General features: G+C 70.9%; 15 protein-coding genes. 7 read left to right on the top strand and 8 right to left on the bottom strand.

What is annotated here, in order from left to right:
* Positions 1–289: 289 nt before the first annotated feature.
* From ACIPAE_RS05685 to ACIPAE_RS05695, 3 genes are all read left to right on the top strand, one after another.
* Entirely contained in the window at positions 290–1180 is an 891-nt protein-coding gene (locus ACIPAE_RS05685) for an SIS domain-containing protein (protein ID WP_402443091.1), read from the top strand.
* Positions 1181–1362: 182 nt separating this feature from the next.
* Positions 1363–2217 (top strand): class II fructose-bisphosphate aldolase, encoded by an 855-nt coding sequence (locus ACIPAE_RS05690; protein ID WP_329369277.1) that lies wholly within the window; start codon positions 1363–1365, stop codon positions 2215–2217.
* Positions 2218–2481: 264 nt separating this feature from the next.
* Positions 2482–2685 carry a MarR family transcriptional regulator gene (locus ACIPAE_RS05695; RefSeq protein ID WP_328464320.1) on the top strand — a complete coding sequence of 68 codons (204 nt, stop codon included), beginning with the start codon at positions 2482–2484 and terminating at the stop codon, positions 2683–2685.
* Positions 2686–2778: 93 nt separating this feature from the next.
* On the opposite strand, the gene ACIPAE_RS05700 is transcribed toward ACIPAE_RS05695, so the two are convergent.
* The 7 genes from ACIPAE_RS05700 to ACIPAE_RS05730 form a co-directional block, all read right to left on the bottom strand.
* Positions 2779–3690, bottom strand: coding sequence for a DedA family protein (locus ACIPAE_RS05700; protein WP_366410531.1), 912 nt, complete (start codon positions 3688–3690; stop codon positions 2779–2781).
* A 279-nt stretch (positions 3691–3969) separates the two neighbouring features.
* Positions 3970–4716 (bottom strand): SDR family oxidoreductase, encoded by a 747-nt coding sequence (locus tag ACIPAE_RS05705; protein WP_329369275.1) that lies wholly within the window; start codon positions 4714–4716, stop codon positions 3970–3972.
* Positions 4717–5123: 407 nt separating this feature from the next.
* Positions 5124–6413, bottom strand: a complete 1290-nt coding sequence (locus ACIPAE_RS05710; RefSeq protein WP_329369273.1) for a citrate synthase — start codon at positions 6411–6413, stop codon at positions 5124–5126.
* A gap of 124 nt (positions 6414–6537) precedes the next feature.
* Positions 6538–8760, bottom strand: a complete 2223-nt coding sequence (locus ACIPAE_RS05715; protein ID WP_402443095.1) for an ATP-dependent RecD-like DNA helicase — start codon at positions 8758–8760, stop codon at positions 6538–6540.
* A 290-nt stretch (positions 8761–9050) separates the two neighbouring features.
* Positions 9051–9902, bottom strand: a complete 852-nt coding sequence (locus tag ACIPAE_RS05720; RefSeq protein WP_402443097.1) for a sugar phosphate isomerase/epimerase family protein — start codon at positions 9900–9902, stop codon at positions 9051–9053.
* Positions 9899–11062 (bottom strand): dihydrodipicolinate synthase family protein, encoded by a 1164-nt coding sequence (locus ACIPAE_RS05725; protein ID WP_329369268.1) that lies wholly within the window; start codon positions 11060–11062, stop codon positions 9899–9901. Before ACIPAE_RS05725 ends, ACIPAE_RS05720 begins: the two co-directional genes overlap by 4 nt.
* A complete protein-coding gene (locus ACIPAE_RS05730; RefSeq protein ID WP_402443100.1) occupies positions 11059–12210 on the bottom strand; it encodes a Gfo/Idh/MocA family protein in 1152 nt (383 codons plus the stop codon). The genes ACIPAE_RS05725 and ACIPAE_RS05730 overlap by 4 nt, the downstream gene beginning before the upstream one ends.
* A gap of 287 nt (positions 12211–12497) precedes the next feature.
* On the opposite strand from ACIPAE_RS05730, the gene ACIPAE_RS05735 reads away from it, so the two are divergent.
* From ACIPAE_RS05735 to ACIPAE_RS05750, 4 genes are all read left to right on the top strand, one after another.
* On the top strand, positions 12498–13595 hold the full coding sequence (locus ACIPAE_RS05735; RefSeq protein WP_402443102.1) for a LacI family DNA-binding transcriptional regulator: 1098 nt from the start codon (positions 12498–12500) through the stop codon (positions 13593–13595).
* Positions 13596–13691: 96 nt separating this feature from the next.
* Positions 13692–14612, top strand: coding sequence for a bifunctional helix-turn-helix transcriptional regulator/GNAT family N-acetyltransferase (locus tag ACIPAE_RS05740; RefSeq protein WP_366410526.1), 921 nt, complete (start codon positions 13692–13694; stop codon positions 14610–14612).
* Positions 14613–14750: 138 nt separating this feature from the next.
* On the top strand, positions 14751–15548 hold the full coding sequence (locus tag ACIPAE_RS05745) for a sugar phosphate isomerase/epimerase family protein (RefSeq protein WP_402443104.1): 798 nt from the start codon (positions 14751–14753) through the stop codon (positions 15546–15548).
* A gap of 94 nt (positions 15549–15642) precedes the next feature.
* Positions 15643–16545, top strand: a complete 903-nt coding sequence (locus ACIPAE_RS05750) for a LysR family transcriptional regulator (RefSeq protein WP_329369261.1) — start codon at positions 15643–15645, stop codon at positions 16543–16545.
* A gap of 69 nt (positions 16546–16614) precedes the next feature.
* Here the strand turns inward: ACIPAE_RS05750 and ACIPAE_RS05755 are convergent, their stop codons facing one another.
* Positions 16615–20514, bottom strand: a complete 3900-nt coding sequence (locus tag ACIPAE_RS05755) for an ABC transporter ATP-binding protein (protein WP_402443106.1) — start codon at positions 20512–20514, stop codon at positions 16615–16617.
* Position 20515: the final 1 nt, after the last annotated feature.

Below are 20515 nucleotides of genomic sequence, written 5' to 3' on the forward strand. Positions count from 1 at the left end.
CAGCTCCCCTGGTCCGGACCGCCGCCACGCGGCCTCGCCCGCGCGGCGGAGACCCAACCGCCGCAAGGCGATCTCCGGTCCACCGTCGACCGTGGAGCCCACGGCCCGCCCCCGCCGCTTCCCGTCGAGCCGCCTTTGATCCCCGCGTGGTCGGCATGACAACACCGAACTGCACACTCTTGTTCATTACACCCTCTCTTCAAGCAGAATCAATCATCTACACTGACCGAAGTACGCGCACGACACCCGCCCGCGCACCACCGCGCCCCGCCCTGCCCGAGGAGCCCGCATGGCCGCCCCATCCCTGACCACCACCGAGATCACCACCCAGCCCGACTGCTGGCAGCGCGCGGCCGACCTCGCCCCGGGGCAGTCCGGCAAGCTGCCGGCCCGCGGCGAACGGGTCGCGGTCATCGGCTGCGGCACGTCCTGGTTCATGGCCCAGTCCTACGCCACCCTGCGCGAGAGCACCGGGCACGGCGAGACCGACGCCTTCGCCGCCTCCGAGTTCCCGCTCGGCCGCAGCTACGACCGGGTGCTCGCGATCACCCGCTCCGGCACGACCACCGAAGTACTCAGGGCCTGCGAGCAGTTGCTCGGCTCCACTCCGGTCACCGCCATCACCGCCGACCCGAAGACCCCGGTGATGCAGGCCGCCGACGAGATCGTCGTCCTCGACTTCGCCGACGAGCAGTCCGTGGTGCAGACCCGCTTCGCCACCACCGCACTGGCCCTGCTCCGCGCCCACCTCGGTGAGGACCTCACCACCGCGATCGCCGATGCCCGCACCGCCGTCAGCGACAAACTGGCATCCGAGGCACTCGCCGCCGAGCAGATCACCTTCCTCGGCACCGGTTGGACCTACGGCCTGGCCCAGGAGGCCGCGCTGAAGATGCGCGAGGCCGCCGGTGCCTGGACCGAGGCATACCCGGCCATGGAGTACCGCCACGGTCCGATCAGCATCACCGGCCCCGGCCGCGTCGCCTGGTCCTTCGGCCCGCTGCCCGAGGGCCTGGCCGCGAACGTCGCCGCCGTCGGCGGTCACCTCGAGCACCGGCCCGCCGCCGATCCTCTGGCCGACCTGATCCGCGCCCAGCGTCTCGCCGTCGCGATCGCCGAGGCCAAGGGCTACGACCCCGACCGCCCGCGCAACCTGACCCGCTCGGTCATCCTCTCGTGAGTCCCATCACCACCCACCTCCCTTCCACCGCTGACGATCCGTCCGATTCCGTCCGCACCCGCTCCGCACCTCCCGTCCGCCGCTCCCACGGCTGATCAACCCGCCCGAACCGTCGGCACGTTCCGTGCCGACCCACCGGTCCCCGCGCCGCCCAGGGGGACCCGGACCCCGAGGAAGCCCGCATGCCGACCGCCGCCACCGCCGAACTCGTCCTCGCCGCCCACGCGTCCGGTGGTGGCGTGGCCGCCTTCAACGTGATCACCCTGGAGCACGCCGAGGCGATCACCGCCGCCGCCGAGCAGACCGGCCTGCCCGTCATCCTCCAGATCAGCGAGAACGCCGTGAAGTTCCACGGCGGCCGCCTCGACGGTGTGCTCGCCGGCGCGGCTGCCGTCGCCGCAGCGGCATCCGTGCCCGTCTCCCTCCACCTGGACCACGTGGAGGACGAGGCGCTTCTCCGTGCCGGGGTCGCCGCCGGCGTGACCTCGGTGATGTTCGACGCGTCCGTCCTGCCCTACGAGCAGAACGTCAGCGCCACCGCCCGCATCACCGAGTTCGCCCACACCCACGGGGTGTGGGTGGAGGCCGAACTCGGCGAGGTCGGCGGCAAGGACGGCGCGCACGCCCCGGGAGTGCGCACCGACCCGGCGGAAGCGGCATCCTTCACCGCCGCCACTGGTGTGGACTCACTGGCCGTCGCGGTGGGCAGTTCGCACGCCATGACCGAGCGCACTGCCCACCTCGACCACGAACTCATCGGCCGGCTGCGCGAGTCCGTGGGCGTGCCGCTGGTCCTGCACGGCTCGTCCGGTGTGTCCGACGGCGAACTGCGGCGGGCGGTCGCCGCAGGAATGTCGAAGGTCAACATCGGCACGGCACTCAACATCGCCTTCACCACCGCCGTACGCGACCATCTCGCAGCCAACCCCACGGCGGTCGACCCGCGCCGCTACCTGCGCCCGGCACGCGACGCGATGACTGCCACCGCCGCCCACATGCTGCGAGTCGTGGCCGGCGAGCCCGAGCAGAAGGACTGAAGCGAACGAAGCGAGATCGTCCCGCACTCGAAGTCTCCCGCAACCTCGCCGACCCGAAACGATCCGCACCCGCGGTTGACTCGAACGAGTGACCGATAACAGTTCCGGTGTGATCAACACTTCAGTCGTACCTGCCGCGACCTGGGATGTCACCGTTACACGGGTTCCGTGTCACAGAAGATCAACAACCGCATGCGGTCGTCGCACCCCGTCGTTGACCGGACGAAGGTGCTGATCGACATCCCTGTCGCATGGAGGTTCTTCATGACCGATCGGACTCTGTGGTCGTACGCGGACATCGCAGCCCATATCCGCGTGCAGGTCGACACCGTGCGCTCCTACCGCAAACACGGGCACCTGCCGGACCCCGACGTGGTGCGGGGCGGGAAGCCCTTCTGGTACGCGGACACGATTCGGTCGTGGAGCGCCAGGCGCCCAGGCAACAGGGGACGCCGGGACCCCGGCTGAGCCCCATGGGACGGCCCGACCCGCGGCGGCAACAAGGACGCACCGCGCGCGGGCCGGGAAGAGGGCCGGGGGTGCGCCCCGGCCCGGACATGGCTACGTACCGCGCCCGGTCAGCGGACAGGAACTGTCATCCGCGTCATTGTCCGGGGGCGGCAGTGGGGAGGGCAGAATCTCCCTGCCCTCAGTCGGCACCGAGAGGGGCGGTGGTCGCTCGGGGGGGACGGGCACCGAGGAAGCCGCTGCGGCCGGTGTCGGGGGCGGGAGCGGGTTCGGGGCCAAGGTGCTGCCAGAACCACCGGCAGCCGTCGCGACGCCGGCCGCACCGCCACCCACGCCGGCCACGAGGGACGCCGCCACGACGGGCGAGGGCCGGGCGGTTTCACCGCGCCTGCGGTCCCGGCCGCGCGAGACCCACTGGACGATCGTGCCGACCCCCGCGACCAGCAGGGATATGCCGAGTCCCAGGGAGAGCGCGTAGAACGAGTTCGAGGCGGCCCGACCGCTGATGTATCCGGCCCCCACCGAATATGACGCCCACACCGCCTCCGCCACGCCCGCACCGATCGCGTACCGCCGAGCCGGATAGCGTACGACGCCCGCCGCCAGGCCGCCTATCACCCGGCCGCTGGGCAGGAAGCGGACGCCTATGACGAAGGGCACCCCGTGTCGCTGAATGCGCAGGGCCGCCCATTTGAGGAGGGCCGCCTGGCGGGGCCGGCGGCGCATGCGTTGCAGGACCCGGCCGCTGAGCGCGCGTCCGGCGCGGTGCAGCAGCATGTCGCCGAGGACGGCGCTGCCCGCCACCACGAGAAGCACGAGGGCGATGTCCAGGCGGCCCTCAGCTGCCATCACACCGCCGGTGACGAGCAACACGGCGTTGGGTACGAGCGGCGGAGCCGTCGTCGCGGCCAGCAGCGCGTACGCCCAGAAGACGTTGCCACCCCGCAGGTGCTCGGCGAGACCTGAGGTGAAGTCCAATGACGACACGTTCAGTGCAACGTCCATATCACCGCCCCTCTTCCCACCCCCTGGAATCAACGCTGACAGCGGTTCCGGGGGCACGGCAAGCGGGTTTGGCGGTGTAGGGGCACTTCTCCGCCGATTCCCCGGAAATCTCATCCTCGGGGCGCAGCGGTCCTACTCCTGTGGGTGGAGACGCTCGGTGAGGTGGCGGGATCGAGTTGGTGCGAGGAGCAGACCGCGCCGCCGAACACACCCGGGCGCCGGATACGAGGCGGGGCCAGGGGCCAGGGCGCGCCGGCCCGGCAGGGCCCAGACCCAGGGTCAGCGCCCGAGCAACTCGCCGCCGTTGCACTGGAGGATCTCCCCGGTGACGAAGCCCGCCTCCGGGGAGGCCAGGAAGAGCACTGCCGCCGCAACGTCCGCAGGCCGCCCGACCCGGCCGACCAGGGTGCGCCCGGCGCGCCGGGTCAGCTCGGCGTCGTTGAGCCGCGACCCGAAGAACTCGGTGCCCGCCACCGTCCCAGGAGCCACGATGTTGCACGTGACGCCCTGCGGACCGAGTTGGGCGGCCAGGGAGTGGTTCCAGGCGTGCAGAGCGGCCTTGGAGGCCCCGTAGGAGCCACCGCCGCGCAGTGCGGCGACCGAGGTCACCGTCACGACGCGGCCGCCGTCGGTGAAGCGGTCCCGCAACGACTCGGTGAGCAGCACCGCCGTCAGGACATTCCGCTCGAAGTCGCCGCGCCAGCGGGCCAGCAGCCCGTGCGGGCCGGCGCCGACCGCGAGCTCACGGCTGCCCGCACTGTTGACCAGGACGTCGACCCGCTCGGGAAGTTGCGACAGGACCGCCTCCACGTCGTCGGGATCGGCCAGATCGCAGACGACGGGGGTGACATCCAGGCCGCGTTCGGTACGCAACTCGTCCGCGGCGGCGTGCAGCACCTCGCGGCGGCGGCCGACGATCGTGACGCGGTGGCCGTCCTCCGCGAACCGGATCGCGATGGCCAGGCCGATGCCCGTGCCGCCACCGGTCACCACGATGTCCCGGACCGCTGTCCCGTTCTCTGCCATGTGCTCCGCCCCTCGAGGAGAAACAGCACGCTACGGGATCGCACTGGACCGGCAGCGCGCGGGGTAGCCTGCGAAAACACCTTCACCAAAGAGACGTAGATCACACCACTTGGAACGTAACCATTACGGTGTTTCGTGGGTCTTATGTCTTGAACACCGGCCCCCGGCGGAGCCGGTGCGGGGGGTTGAGGTACGGTCCGTCTTGGGGGATGGATCGAGTTGCGTCGCCGGGGCGACGCCGGGGAGCTTGAGCGGCCCTCCCGGCCCTATCGTCCCGGCTTGGCGCAGCCGCCGAAAAACGCCCGGTACGGACCCGTGGGGGGATCCGCTCCGGGAAACGGGAGCGCCCCGTGCCGGACCCGTGGGGGGATCCGTCGCGGGGCGCTCTCTTTGTGCGTGTGCCCAGGTCAGCGGGCCTCGACCGGGATGTAGTCGCGGGTGACGACACCGGTGTAGATCTGCCGCGGCCGACCGATGCGGGAGCCGGGCTCCTTGATCATCTCGTGCCACTGGGCGATCCAGCCGGGCAGCCGACCGAGCGCAAACAGCACGGTGAACATGCTGGTCGGGAAGCCCATCGCCCGGTAGATCAGGCCGGTGTAGAAGTCCACGTTGGGGTAGAGCTTGCGCGACACGAAGTAGTCGTCGCTGAGCGCGTGCTCTTCCAGCTTGAGCGCGATGTCCAGCAGCTCGTCGGACTTCCCGAGCGCCGAGAGGACGTCGTGCGCCGCCGCCTTGATGATCTTCGCCCGGGGGTCGAAGTTCTTGTAGACGCGGTGCCCGAAGCCCATCAGCTTCACGCCGTCTTCCTTGTTCTTCACCCGGCGGATGAAGGAGTCGACGTCGCCGCCCTCGGCCTTGATGCGCTCCAGCATCTCCAGCACCGACTGGTTCGCGCCACCGTGCAGCGGCCCCCACAGCGCGCTGATGCCGGCGGAGATCGAGGCGAACAGGTTGGCCTGCGAGGAGCCGACCAGCCGGACCGTGGACGTCGAGCAGTTCTGCTCGTGGTCGGCGTGGAGGATGAGCAGCTTGTCCAGGGCGCTGACCACGACCGGGTCGAGTTCGTACTCCTCGGCCGGGACGGAGAAGGTCATCCGCAGGAAGTTCTCGACGTAGCCCAGGTCGTTGCGCGGGTAGACCACCGGCTGGCCGACGGACTTCTTGTACGCGTACGCCGCGATGGTCGGCAGCTTGGCGAGCAGCCGGATCGTGGACAGGTCGCGCTGCTCGGGGTCGAACGGGTTGTGGCTGTCCTGGTAGAACGTCGACAGCGCGCTGACCACGGAGGACAGCATCGCCATCGGGTGGGCGTCCCTGGGGAAGCCGTCATAGAACCGTTTGACGTCCTCGTGCAGCAGGGTGTGCTGGGTGATCTGGCCCTGGAACTCCGAGAGCTGGTCGACGGTCGGCAGCTCACCGTTGATCAGCAGGTACGCGGTCTCCAGGAAGGAACCGCGTTCGGCGATCTGCTCGATCGGATACCCGCGGTAACGCAGGATGCCCTGCTCACCGTCGAGGAAGGTGATCGCGGACTTGTACGCCGCGGTGTTGCCGTAGCCGCTGTCCAGGGTGACCAGCCCGGTGTCGGCACGCAGCTTGCCGATGTCGAAGCCCTTGTCGCCGACGGTGCTGTCCACAACGGGGTAGCTGTATTCGCCGTCCCCGTACCGCAGTACTACAGAGTTGTCGCTCACGTCATTCCCTCACCGACGGTTTTGCCTCTTCTTCGAGGTGCCCTGACTAGGTCCACTGTCCCCCATTTGGCACTGGGGTGTGCACTCGGGGTCGGCCATCGGGCCGAAAAGTGGCACGGAGTGCCTATTTTGCGCCCAGATCAAGCCGATGGTCGAGAGCGGTGAAGCGGCGACCCGCGGAGACCGTGCGCACCGCCTGCCCGATCGCACGACGGGAGCCCACCAGCACGACCAGGCGTTTCGCCCGGGTGACGGCGGTGTAAAGCAGGTTGCGCTGGAGCATCATCCAGGCGCCGGTAGTGACGGGGATCACTACTGCCGGATACTCGCTGCCCTGCGAACGGTGGATCGTGACCGCGTAGGCATGCGTCAACTCGTCCAGCTCGTCGAAGTCGTAGCCGACCTCTTCGTCCTCGTCGGTCCGCACCGTCAGTCGCTGCTCGACCGCGTCGAGGCTGATGACGACCCCCACGGTGCCGTTGAAGACGCCGTTGGCGCCCTTGTCGTAGTTGTTTCTGATCTGGGTGACCTTGTCGCCGACCCGGAAGGTGCGCCCGCCGAACCGGCGCTCGGCCACATCGGGGCGAGCCGGCGTGACGGCCTGCTGGAGCAGTCCGTTGAGCACGCCCGCGCCGGCCGGGCCGCGGTGCATGGGAGTGAGCACCTGGACGTCGCGGCGCGGGTCGAGACCGAACCTGGCCGGAATTCGTCGGGCCACCACGTCCACTGTCAGCCTGGCCGCCTCCTCCGAGTCCTCTTCGGCGAAGAGGAAGAAATCGGCCAGCCCCTGGGTGACCGGTGGCACCCCGGAGTTGATCCGGTGCGCGTTCGTCACCACACCGGACTGCTGGGCCTGGCGGAAGATACGGGTGAGCCGCACTGCCGGGACCGGCCCGCCCGGTGCCAGCAGATCCCGCAGCACCTCCCCCGCGCCCACGCTCGGCAGCTGGTCCACATCGCCGACGAACAGCAGGTGCGCCCCCGGAGGCACCGCCTTCACCAGCTTGTTCGCCAGCAGCAGGTCCAGCATCGACGCCTCGTCGACCACCACCAGGTCCGCGTCGAGCGGCCGGTCGCGGTCGTAGGCCGCGTCGCCGCCCGGCTTGAGTTCCAGCAGGCGGTGCACGGTCGACGCGGCGGCTCCGGTCAGCTCGGCGAGCCGCTTGGCAGCCCTGCCGGTGGGCGCGGCAAGCACCACCTTGGCCTTCTTGGCCGTGGCGAGGGCGACCACTGAGCGCACCGTGAACGACTTGCCGCAGCCCGGACCGCCGGTGAGCACCGCCACTTTCTGCGTGAGCGCCAGTCGCACCGCTTCCTGCTGCTCGGGGGCGAGATCCGCACCGGTCTTGTCAGCGAGCCAGGACAGCGCCTTGTCCCAGGCCACGTCCTGGAAGGCCGGCATACGGTCCTCCGGGCCGCGCAGCAGCCTCAGCACCTGGGCGGCGAGCGCTATCTCCGCGCGATGGAACGGCACCAGGTACACCGCCTTGATCGGCTCGCCGTCGCCGTCGGGCGACGGCACGCGCTCACGCACCACCCCCTCCTCGTCGGCCAACTCCCCCAGGCACTCGATCACCAGGCCGATGTCCACCTGGAGCAGCTTCACCGCATCGGCTATCAGCCGCTCCTCGGGCAGGAAGCAGTTGCCGCCGTCGGTGGCCTGCGAAAGGGCGTACTGAAGACCGGCCTTGACCCGCTCAGGGCTGTCGTGCGGGATGCCCACCGCCTGGGCGAGCCGGTCTGCGGTCAGGAACCCGATGCCCCACACCTCGGAGGCAAGGCGATACGGCTGGTTCTTCACCACGGAGATCGAGGCGTCGCCGTAACTCTTGTAGATCCGCACGGCGATCGACGTGGACACCCCCACGCCCTGGAGGAACACCATCACCTCCTTGATCGCCTTCTGCTCCTCCCACGCGACGGCGATCAACTTCGTCCGCTTCGGCCCGAGTCCCGGCACCTCGACCAGGCGGGCCGCCTCGGTCTCGATGACCTCCAGGGTGTCGGTACCGAAGTGATCCACGATGCGCTCGGCGATGCGCGGCCCGATCCCCTTGATAAGCCCCGAGCCGAGGTAGCGGCGGATGCCCTGGATCGTGGCCGGCAGGACCGTCGTGTAGTTCTCCACGGTGAACTGCTTGCCGTACTGCGGGTGGGAGCCCCAACGGCCGTGCATCCGCAGGGACTCGCCGGGCTGTGCGCCGAGCAGGGCACCGACCACCGTGAGGAGATCGCCGGAACCGCGGCCGGTGTCGACGCGCGCGACCGTGTAGCCGTTGTCCTCGTTGGCGTACGTGATCCGCTCGAGGACGCCCTCCAGGACCGAAAGGTGCGGCGCCTCACCCATCTGCGGGCTCCCTTCGGGCCGGTCGGTGATCTGCTCCGAAGGTACTCGCAGTGACCGACACCGCGTCGTCGGTCACCCGTGCGGCTGTGGACAACCCCGATGGCAAGCAGGGACAAGCGGAGAGGAGCCCGGCCGAAGCCGGACCCCTCTTCCCTCCCCCTGTACTCCCGAAGCCCCCCTCGGGCGTACCAGCCGGGCTCCTTGAACCCCCTCCAGGAGCCCTGATGCCATGTACGACACGCCAGGTGGAGGAAGGGTTGTACCGCGGACGACAAAATTCCAAGATCTTCTCAGAGCACGTGCTGCCGATACCTTTCCGCGACCTCCGCAAGCACCTCCGTGCCCTTCCTGGCCCACAAGGCGGGGTTGAAGATCTCCACCTCCACCTGTCCCCGGTACCCGGCCTCGTCGACGCGCGCGCGGAATCCCCGCAGATCGACACAGCCGTCACCGAGTTGTCCGCGTCCGAGCAACACCCCTTCGGGCAGCGGCGTCACCCAGTCCGCGACCTGGAAGCACGCGATCCGGCCGCCCGCACCGGCCCGGGCGATCCCCCCCTCCGCACGGTCGTCCCACCACAGGTGGTAGGTGTCCACCACGACGCCGACGTGTTCGGGCGCGAAACGCTCCGCGATGTCCAGGGCCTGGCCCAGGGTCGAGACCACGCAGCGGTCCGAGGCGAACATCGGGTGCAAGGGCTCGATCGCCAGCCGCACACCACGTTCCGCCGCGTACGGCACGAGCGCGCCGATCGCGTCCGCGACCCGCTCCCTGGCGGCGGCGATGTCGCGGTCGCCCTCGGGCAGACCTCCGGAGACCAGCACCAGGGTGCCGGTGCCGAGCACGGCTGCCTCATCGATCGCCGCACGGTTGTCGTCCAGCGCCTCGGCCCGCTGTGCCGGGTCGGACGCGCTGAAGAAGCCGCCGCGGCACAGCGAGGTGACGTTGATCCCGTGGTCGCTCATCAGCGCGGCCGCGTCCCGCACGCCGAACTCCTGGACCGGCGCGCGCCACAACCCGACCGACGTGATGCCGAGAGCCGCACAGCCCTCGGCGAGTTCGGGCAGTGACCACTGCTTGAGGGTCTCCTGGTTGATGCTGAGGCGCTCAAGGCCCTGTGCGGCGGCCTGGGTCTCGGTCATGCGTCCACTCCGTATACGGCCAACAGCCCGCGCATCCGGGCTTCGGCGAGTGCGGGGTCGGGGAACAGCCCGACCCGGTCGGCGAGTTCGTACGCCCGCGCGAGGTGCGGGAGGGAGCGCGCGGACTGGAGGCCGCCGACCATGGTGAAGTGCTCCTGGTGTCCCGCCAGCCAGGCGAGCAGGACCACACCGGTCTTGTAGAAGCGGGTGGGCGCCTCGAAGAGGTGCCGGGACAGGCCGACGGTCGGGTCCAGCAGCCCTCGGAACCCTGCCACGTCCCCCGTGTCCAGTGCGCTGACCGCGGCGGCGGCCAGCGGTGCGAGCGGGTCGAAGATGCCGAGCAGGGCGTGGCTGAAGCCCTCGTCGTCGCCCTCGATCAGCTCGGGGTAGTTGAAGTCGTCGCCGGTGTAGCAGCGCACTCCTTCCGGCAGGCGGCGGCGCAGCGCGACCTCGCGGTCCGCGTCGAGCAGCGAGATCTTGATGCCGTCGACCTTGTCCGGATGGGCGGTGATCACCTCCAGGAACGTCTCGGTCGCGGCGTCGAGGTCGTCGCTCCCCCAGTAGCCGGCGAGCGCGGGGTCGAACATCGGGCCGAGCCAGTGCAGGATCACCGGTTCCGCGGACTGCCGCAGCAGGTGCCCGTAGACCTCCAGGTAGTCGTCCGGCCCCTTGGCGACGGCGGCCAGGGCACGCGAGGCCATGAGGATGGCCTGCGAGCCGGCCGCTTCCACCACCGCCAGCTGCTCCTCGTAGGCAGCCGTGACCTCGACCAGGGTCACCTCGGAGGCGGCAGGACCGGCGAGTTGGTCGGTGCCGACACCGCAGGCGATCCGGCCGCCCACCGCGCGCGCCTCGGCGGATGATCGTCGAATCAGCTCCGCCGCGACCGGCCAGTCCAGGCCCATCCCGCGCTGTGCGGTGTCCATCGCCTCGGCCACCCCGAGCCCATGGCTCCACAGGTGGCGGCGGAACGCGAGGGTCGCGTCCCAGTCGACGGCCGCGGGTGCGTCGGCGGCGGTGCGCAGCGGGTCGGCGACGACATGGGCCGCCGAGTACACCACCCTGCTGCGCAGCGGCAGGCCGGCGGAGTGGACGACCGACTCCGTCCTGGGCTGGTAGGCGCGTGGTTCGCCCGACACGTCGGGCAGCAGGATGGTCACAGCGACAGCTCCGGGACCTCGAAGCGGCGGCCTTCCGCGGAGGACTTCAGGCCGAGTTCGGCGAGTTGCACGCCTCGGGCGCCGGCCAGCAGGTCCCACCGCCACGGCTCGTCGAGCACCACGTGGCGCAGGAAGAGCTCCCACTGGGCCTTGAAGCCGTTGTCGAAGTCGGCGTTGTCGGGAACTTCCTGCCACTGGTCGCGGAAGGACTCCGTGGCGGGCAGGTCGGGGTTCCAGACCGGCTTGGGGGTGGCCGAGCGGTGCTGGGCGCGGCAGTTGCGCAGACCTGCGACGGCGGAGCCATGGGTGCCGTCCACCTGGAACTCGACGAGTTCGTCCCGGTTGACCCGCACCGCCCAGGAGGAGTTGATCTGCGCGATCGCACCGCCCTCCAGCTCGAAGACGCCGTAGGCGGCGTCGTCCGCGGTGGCGTCGTACGGCTTGCCCTGCTCGTCCCAGCGCTGCGGGATGTGCGTGGTGGCGAGCGCCTGCACGCTGCGCACCCGGCCGAACAACTCGTGCAGCACGTAGTCCCAGTGCGGGAACATGTCCGCCACGATGCCGCCGCCGTCCTCGGTGCGGTAGTTCCACGACGGACGCTGTGCGCTCTGCCAGTCGCCCTCGAAGACCCAGTAGCCGAACTCACCGCGGACGGAGAGGATCTGGCCGAAGAAGCCGCCTTCGACCAGGCGTCGGAGCTTGCGCAGGCCGGGCAGGAAGAGCTTGTCCTGCACCACTCCGTGCTTGACGCCGGCCTCGTTGGCGAGCCTGGCGAGTTCAAGAGCCCCGGCCAGCGTGGTGCTGGTCGGCTTTTCGCAGTAGATGTGTTTGCCCCCCGCGATGGCCTGCTTGACGGCCTCCTCACGGGCGGAGGTCACCTGCGCGTCGAAGTAGATCTCGACCGAGGGGTCGGTGAGCACGGCGTCGAGGTCGGTGGTCCAGTGCTCGATGCCGTGCTGCTCGGCGATCGCGCGCAGTGCGTGCTCTCGGCGGCCGACCAGGATCGGCTCCGGCCACAGAACGGTGCCGTCGCCGAGGTCGAGGCCGCCCTGCTCGCGCAGACTGAGGATGGATCGGACCAGGTGCTGCCGATAGCCCATGCGTCCGGTGACGCCGTTCATGGCGATCCGCACGGTCTTGCGTGTCATGGGGGCCTCTCCTGAGCGGTTGGGGGTGGGGCGCGAAGGCCGGCTGTGAGGTACTCACGTATAGCAAGCGCTTTCTTCCGCGTCACGCTAGCTTGCAAGGGTGGCGATGGACAACCCTCTCCTGGATGCGGATGTAAGCGCTTGCTGGCATGGTGGACCATTCGAGGATGGTGCCGCTGCCGCGCGCGCCATCGAGGTGAGAGCATGTGCCGCGGTGGTCGGCGGCCGTACGACGCCGGTCCGGGTGGTCACGATCCCGGCCGCCGCACAAGGAGGTCAGGACCGATATGGCAGTGACACTGGCCGACGTCGCGGCGCGCGCGGGAGTGTCGTCGGCGACCGTCTCCCGAGTGCTCAACGGAAACTACCCTGTGGCCGGCAGCACCCGGGAACGGGTGCGGCGGGCCGTGGCGGAGCTGGACTACGTCGTCAACGGGCAGGCGAGAGCACTCGCGGCGGCCAGCTCCGATCTCGTCGGCGTCCTCGTCAACGACGTGGCAGACCCCTTCTTCGGCCTGATCGCCAGCGCCTTGCAACGCGAGATCGCCGCCGGTCCCGGCAACCCCCCGAGCGGCGGCAAGCTCGCGGTCGTCTGCAACACCGGTGGATCACCCGAGTCCGAACTCACCTATCTCACCCTGCTCGAACGCCAGCGCGCAGCCGGCGTGGTGCTGACCGGCGGCGCGGTCGAGGATGAGCGGCACACCGCCGCGGTGGCCACCCGGCTGGCCCGGCTGGCGTCCTCCGGCACCCGGATCGTGCTGTGCGGTCGCCCCCCGCTGCCCGAAACCGCGCCGGGCATCATGACCATCGCCTTCGACAACCGGGGCGGGGCGCGGCGACTGACCGAGCACCTGCTGTCACTGGGACACCGCCGGATCGGCTGCGTCGCCGGCCCGGTCGAGCGCAGCACGACACGGCACCGGCTCGAAGGCCACCGCGCGGCCCTGGCCGCTTACGGGCTCGCGCCGCAGACCTCGAACGGGGCAGACCCCGGCGAGATCCCGGGCCAACCCGTCGTACACGGCGGATACGACCGCTCCTCCGGTTACGACGGCGCGTTGGAACTCCTGCGCAAGGACCCCACGGTGACCGCGATCGTGGCCGCCAACGACACGGCGGCGCTCGGAGTGTGCGCCGCCCTGCGCGACCGCGGGCTGAGCGTGCCCGGCGACATTTCGGTGGCGGGTTTCGACGACCTGCCGTTCTCTGCGGACGCCTCGCCGGCGCTGACCACGGTCCGCATCCCGCTCCATGAGGCCGGCGCGCGGGCCGGCCGGTTGGTACTGGGGCGGTCGGCCCCGCCGCCCGGCTCGGTCGCCACCGTGACCACCGAGCTGATGGTCCGCAGCTCCACCGCGCCGCCGGCGGCCACCGCTCGCTGAAAGTTATCCACAGGCTGGAAAAAGGGACTTCCACACAGCCTCGGCACGGGCATACCTTTGACTCAGGCAAAGGAATAACGGAAGGCCGAGGTCGTCATGGCAGTTCAGGAGATCCGCGAGTTCAACCGGTTCTACACCAACCTCATCGGCGCGCTCGACTACAGCCGCCACCTGCACACACCGTTCACGCTCACCGAGGCTCGCGTGCTGTACGAACTCGCGCACGCGCGGCGCACCGACGCTGCTGACCTGCGGATGGAGTTGTCGCTCGACGCGGGCCATCTCAGCCGAATGCTGTCGAAGTTCGAGGAGCGGCAGCTCGTCACCCGCAGGCCCTCCGAGCAGGACGCGAGAAGGCAGCGGATAGAGCTGACCGCACGGGGGAAGGAAGCGGCCTCGCTGCTGGAGGAGCGTTCCCAGGAGGCCGTGGGCTCCCTGGTCGGCCGGATAGCTCCGGAGGACCGGCCACGGCTGACCGATGCGATGAGCACGGTTCGCGAGATCCTGCACGACGACCACCGGATCACCACCGGCCCGCGCGTGACCCTGCGTGCCCCCCGCCCGGGCGATCTTGGGTGGGCGATCGAGCGCAACGCCGCGGTGTACGCGGCGGAATACGGCTGGGACGAGGACTACGAAACCCTCGTCGCGCGCATCGTCGCGGACTACGCGTCGGACCACGATCCGCAGCGCGAGGCGATGTGGGTGGCCGAACTCGACGGCGAGCGGGCGGGATGTGTGTTCTGCATGCGGGACGACGCGCCCGATACCGCGCGGCTGCGACTGCTGCTGGTCGATCCGGCAGCGCGTGGCCACGGGATAGGTGGGCGGTTGGTGGACACGTGCATCGCCTTCGCCCGCCAGGCCGCCTACACCGAACTCGTCCTGTGGACCAATGACGTGCTGGCCGGCGCCCGAAGGATCTACGAGCGGGCCGGGTTCGAACTGGTCGCCCAGAAACCGCACCGCAGCTTCGGCCGGGAGCTGATGGGCCAGGACTGGCGTCTGGCCCTGTAGCCGAATCCGGAAGCCGCTCCGAAGCCGAGGCCACAGCCGAAAGGAGGTCGTATCAGGCGTGATACGCAGGCGGCACGGCAGCTCAGGGATACCTGACCCCGGTTGACCGCGGGCGGGCCCGTGCCTAGTGTCCGGCGAATGAAACTCGCCTTCTCCACCCTCGGACTTCCCGCGTTGCCCATCGAGCAGGTCGTGCGGCTCGCGGCAGAGCACGGCTACCACGGCGTCGAGTTGCGCGCGAGCGAGGAGGAACCGGTCCACCCGGGGATTTCCGCAGGTGAACGTGCCCGCGTGGTCGAGCAGTTCGCGGCGTCCGACATCGCCGTTCTCACTGTCGCCGCCTACGCGAAAATGGCGGCACCCGGCGAGGACGGTCCGGTGCTGGCCGAGGTAGAGGCCGCGGTGGATCTGGCCGCGGACCTGGGCGCGTCCTTCGTCCGGGTCTTCCCGGGTGGCGGCGACCTGGCCGCCGCCGAGGCGGACGCCCTCGCAGAACGGCGGCTGGCCGCGGTGGCGCCGCTCGCGGCCGACCGAGGGGTCCGAGTGCTGTTGGAGACACACGACTCGCATCGGTCCGGCGCCGACGTGGCGAGGGTGTTGGGCACCGTCGGGCACCACGCCGTGGGCGCGATCTGGGACGTGATGCACACGTGGCTCGCCGGGGAGCAGCCGTCCTCGACGTACCCGGCGCTGGCGCCCTACCTGGGCTATGTACAGGTCAAGGACATCTCCTCGACGGAGGATCGGACGCCGCTGCCGCTCGGCAAGGGGGCGCTGCCGCTGGCCGAGACGGTCGAGGTGCTCAGCCGCGCCGAGTGGGACGGCTGGCTGTGCTGGGAGTACGAGAAGAGGTGGTATCCGCAGGCGGAGGAGTTGCCGGGTCTGCTGGAGGCCGGGCGGGAGCATCTGGTTCGGCTGCTGTCGGAGTCGGCCTGAGCGGCCCGAGGAGTACGGGCGCGCTGGAGCGCCGGTCGGCGACGGGCCCGGCCCGGACGGGCGTCGGCCAGGAGAGGGAAGGGAGAACGCGGGCGTGCTCGATCTGGGACGGCTGAGAGCGCTGCACGCGGTGCACACGCACGGCTCGATCGGTGCTGCGGCCGCGGCGCTGGGGTACACACCGTCGGCGGTGTCCCAGCAGATCGCGAAGCTGGAGCGCGAGGCCGGGTCGGTACTGCTGGAGCGGCAGGGCCGCGGGGTGGCGCTGACTGATGCGGCGCGGCTGCTGGTGGCCGCGGCGCAGGAGTTGATGCGGGTGGTGGAGTCGGCCGAGGTCGCGCTGGAGGAGCAGCGCGGCCGGCCGAGCGGGCGGCTGACGGTGGCGGCGTTCCCGACCGCGGCCTGTGGGCTGCTGCCGCCGGTGCTGGCCGAGTTGGCCGCCGCGCACCCGGTGCTGGATCTGCGGCTGGTGGAGGTGGACGCTCACCTGTCGGTCGATCTGGTGCTGCGGGGCGCGGTGGACCTGGCGGTGGCGCACGACTGGGACATCGCGCCGCTCCCCGTGCCGGACGGGCTGGGGCGAGCGGTCATCGGTGATGACCGGTGCGACGTGCTGGTGCCCGCCGAACACCCTTTGGCGGCAAGGGGGTCCGTGCTGCGGACGGACATCGCGCGGGAGCGGTGGATCTGCCAGCCGCCGGGCTCGGTGTGCCACGACTGGCTGGTGCGGACGCTGCGGGAGTCCGGTACCGAACCGGACATGGCGTACCAGGTCGGGGAGTACGGCACGCAGGTCGCACTGGTGGCGGCCGGGCTGGGCATCGCGCTGGTGCCTCGGCTGGGCCGGGGGCCGCTGCCCGAGGGGGTGCGGGTGCTGCGGCTGGAGCCCGCGCCGGTGCGGCGGTTGTACGCGCTGTGGCGGAAGGGCGCGGCACGGCGGCCGTCGATCACGGCCGCCGTCGACACGCTCCGGGCGCACTGGCAGCAGGCCGCGTAGCCCGGCCCGTCACCCGGACTGGGTGACGGCTGGGTGACGGGCCGGGTGACGGGTTCGCGGCGGCGGAGGTCAGGCCGCCGAACGGACCTCGCCGGTGAAAGTGCGCCAGAGCCCGGCGTACCGACCGTCGCGGGCGAGGAGTTCCTCGTGGGTGCCGTCCTCGACGACACGGCCGTGGTCGAGGACCACGACCCGGTCGGCCCGGGCCGCGGTGCTGAGCCGGTGCGCGACCACGAGGGTGGTGCGGCGGACGGACAGCCGGTCGGCGGCCTGGTTGACCAGGGCCTCGGTGGCGAGGTCGAGTGCCGCGGTGGCCTCGTCGAGCAGCAGGACGGCGGGGTCGACGAGTTCGGCGCGGGCCAGGGCGATGAGCTGGCGCTGGCCCGCGGACAGGTTCCGGCCGCGTTCGGCGACGTGGTGGAGGTAGCCGCCTTCGAGGGAGGCGATCATCCCGTCGGCGCCCACCGCGCGGGCGGCGGCCTCCACCTCGGCGTCGGTCGCGTCCATCCGCCCGTAGGCGATGGCGTCGCGGATGGTGCCCGCGAACAGGTACGGCTCCTGGGGGACGACGCCCAACTGCTGCCGATAGCCGGTCAGATCGAACTCGCGGATGTCGGTGCCGTCGACGAGGACGGCACCGCCGGTCGGGTCGTAGTACCGAGCGGCGAGTTTGACCAGCGTGGACTTGCCCGCGCCGGTCTCGCCGACGAAGGCGACGGTCTGGCCGGCGGGCACCCGCAGGTCGATGCCGGCCAGGGCGTCGGTTCCTTCGGCGTCGGCGCCGCCGTAGCGGAAGAAGACGTCCTGGAAGGTGATCTCGCCGCGCAGGCGGTGCACCGGCCGCGGGTCCCGGGCCTGCGGTGTGGTGGTGGGCCGGCGCAGCAGTTCACGGATGCGGCCGAGTGAGACCGAGGCCTGCTGGAAGCCGTCGAAGACCTGGGAGAGCTGCTGCACCGGGGAGAAGAACAGGTCGATGTAGAGCAGGTAGGCGACCAGGGCGCCCGCGGTCAGGGTGCCCGCGTTGACCCGGTGGGCGCCGACGATCAGCACGAGCGCGGCCGCTACGCTGGACAGCAGCTGTACGAACGGGAAGTACACCGAGATCAGGAACTGGCCGCGGACCCGGGCCGTGCGGTATTCGTCGCTGCGGCTGAGGAAGCGCCGGGCGCCGTGCTGCTCACCGCGGAACGCCTGGACCACGCGCAGACCGGCCACGTGTTCCTGCAGGTCGGCGTTGACAACGGCGATCCGCTCGCGGGCGGACTCGTACGCGCGCACGGACTTGCGGCGGAAGACCCAGGTGGCGATCACCAGCAGGGGCAGGGTGGCGAAGACCAGCAGAGCGAGCTGCACGTCGATGGCGAGCAGGGCCACCAGGATGCCGACGAAGGTCAGCACGCTGACCAGCGCCGTGACCAGACCGGTCTGCAGGAAGGTGGACAGGGCGTCCACGTCCGTGGTCATCCGGGTCATGATGCGGCCGGACAGCTCCCGCTCGTAGAAGTCCAGTCCGAGCCGGTGCAGGTGGGCGAAGATCTTCACGCGCAGGGTGTACAGGACGCGTTCGCCGGTGCGGCCGGTGAGCAGGGTCGAACCCCACTCCACCACCCACTGCAGCAGGACCAGTGCCAGGCCGAGCAGGGAGGCCACCCAGACCGCGTCCAGCGCCTGCCTGCGCACGCCCGCGTCGATGCCGTGCCGGATCAGGACCGGCAGCAGCAGTCCGGCGATCGCGTCGATCGCGACGAGCAGCAGGCTGAGCAGCAGAGGGGTGCGAAAACCGCGGAGCATGCTGCCGAGCCCGAATGTCTGGTCGGCGGAGCGAGCGCGCTCCTCGTCGATGTCGGGGGTGTCGAGGGCGGGCGGCAAGGCGGCGACCTTGGCGAGGAGTTCCGGAGTGGCGGGCATCCCCGCGAGCGCGCCGGCCATTCCGCCCGGGCCCGCCGCGGTCCTGCGCGCGGCCGCCGGCGCCGATGTGCCGCCGCCGGACGGATCGTCGTCCTCGTCCACCCGGAGGTGCTCGGGCCACAGCTCCGGGGTGATGCCCGCGGCCGCGTCCCGCACCGATTCGGCCTCGGCCACCGCTTCTTCCTCGGCCAGCAGCAGGCACTCCGGGTCGGCGCAGGTGCCGTCCGCGGCCATCTCGTGTCCGCACCGCTCGACGGTCCGCGACACAGCGGCGCCGGCCGGGTCGAGGTCGACCACGTCGGCGCCGAGCGCCTCGGGGTCGGTGAGCAACGCACGGTAGAGCGGGCTGCGCGCCTGCAGTTCGTCGTGGGTGCCCAGGTCGGCCAGGCGCCCCGCGTCCAGGACGGCGATCCGGTCGGCGAGGGACAGGGTGGAGCGGCGGTGGGCGATCAGCAGCGTCGTACGGCCGCGCATCACCTGGCGCAGGGCGTCGAAGATCTCCGCCTCGACCCGGGCGTCCACCGCGGACGTGGCGTCGTCCAGGAGCAGCAGCCTCGGGTCGGTGAGGATCGCGCGGGCCAGGGCGACGCGCTGCCGCTGGCCGCCGGAGAGGGTCAGGCCCTGCTCGCCGACGACCGTGTCGTAGCCGTCGGGCAGGGCGGTGATGAAGTCGTGGGCCTGGGAGGCGCGGGTGGCCGCCAGGACCTCCTCGTCGGTCGCGTCGGGCTTGCCGTAGGCGATGTTGGCCCGCACGGTGTCGGAGAACAGGAAGCTGTCCTCGGGCACCAGCCCGATCGCGGAGCGCAGCGACTCGAAGGTCAGCTCGCGGACGTCCACACCGCCGATCCGCACGGCGCCGCCGGTCACGTCGTACATCCGGGGCAGCAGCAGGGAGACGGTCGACTTGCCGGAGCCGGAGGCGCCGACGACGGCGACCGTCTCGCCGGGCTCGATGCTCAGGTCGAAGCCGTCGAGGACCGGGCGCTGGGCGCTGTAGCCGAAGGAGACGTTGTCGAAGTCGACGGTGGCGGGGGCGCCCGGCGGGAGAGTCTTGGTGCCCTCGTCGAGGGTGGGGCGGGTGTCGATGAGTTCGAGGACGCGCTCGACTCCGGCGCGGGCCTGCTGGCCGACGGTCAGCATCATGGTGAGCATCCGGACCGGGCCGGTGAGCTGGGCGAGGTAGGTGGAGAAGGCGACGAAGGTGCCCAGGGTGATCTGGCCGCGGGTGGCCATCCAGCCGCCGAGCGCGAGCATGCCGATCTGGCCGAGCGAGGGGACCGCCTGGAGCGCCGGCGTGTAGCGGGCGCTGAGCCGGACGGTGCGCAGCCGGCCCGCGAAGAGGCGGCGGCTGACCTTCTGCAGCTTGCCCATCTCCTGCTGTTCCTGGCCGAAGCCCTTGACCACCCGCACCCCGGTGACCGACCCGTCGACGACGCCGGCGACTGCCGCCGCCTGGCCCTGGGCGTACCAGGTGGCGGGGAAGAGCCGCTTGCGGGAGCGGTCGGCGATGAACCACAGCGCGGGGGCGACGGCCAGCGCGACCAGGGTCAGCACCGGGGAGAGGACGAGCATCACCACGAGGGAGAGCAGGAAGAGCAGCAGGTTGCCGATCATGACGGGCAGCATGAACAGCAGCCCCTGGATCAGTTGGAGGTCGCTGGTGGCGCGGCCGACGACCTGCCCGGTGCTCAGCTCGTCCTGGCGGCGGCCGTCGAGCCGCATGATCGACCGGAACATCTCGTCCCGCAGGTCGTGCTGGACGTCGAGGGCGAGGCGCCCGCCGTAGAACCGCCGCAGGTACGTCAGCACGTAGACGACGACGGCGGCGACCACCAGGGCGATGGCCCACGGCGCGAGCGGCCTGTCGTGCTTGACGATGACGTCGTCGATGATCAGCTTGGGAACCAGCGGGACCAGGGCGGTGACGCCCATGCCCGCGAGGGACGCGCCGAGCGACAGCAGCACGCTGCGCTTGTACCGCCAGGCATAGCCGCTCAGCCTCCGGAGCCAGCCCTGCTCGGGGCCGTCCTCAGCCGCTGCCCCCGGTCTCGCCTTCGCCACG

Source organism: Streptomyces sp. NPDC087270, from assembly GCF_044744625.1.
In the GTDB taxonomy this organism is placed as follows: Bacteria; Actinomycetota; Actinomycetes; order Streptomycetales; family Streptomycetaceae; genus Actinacidiphila.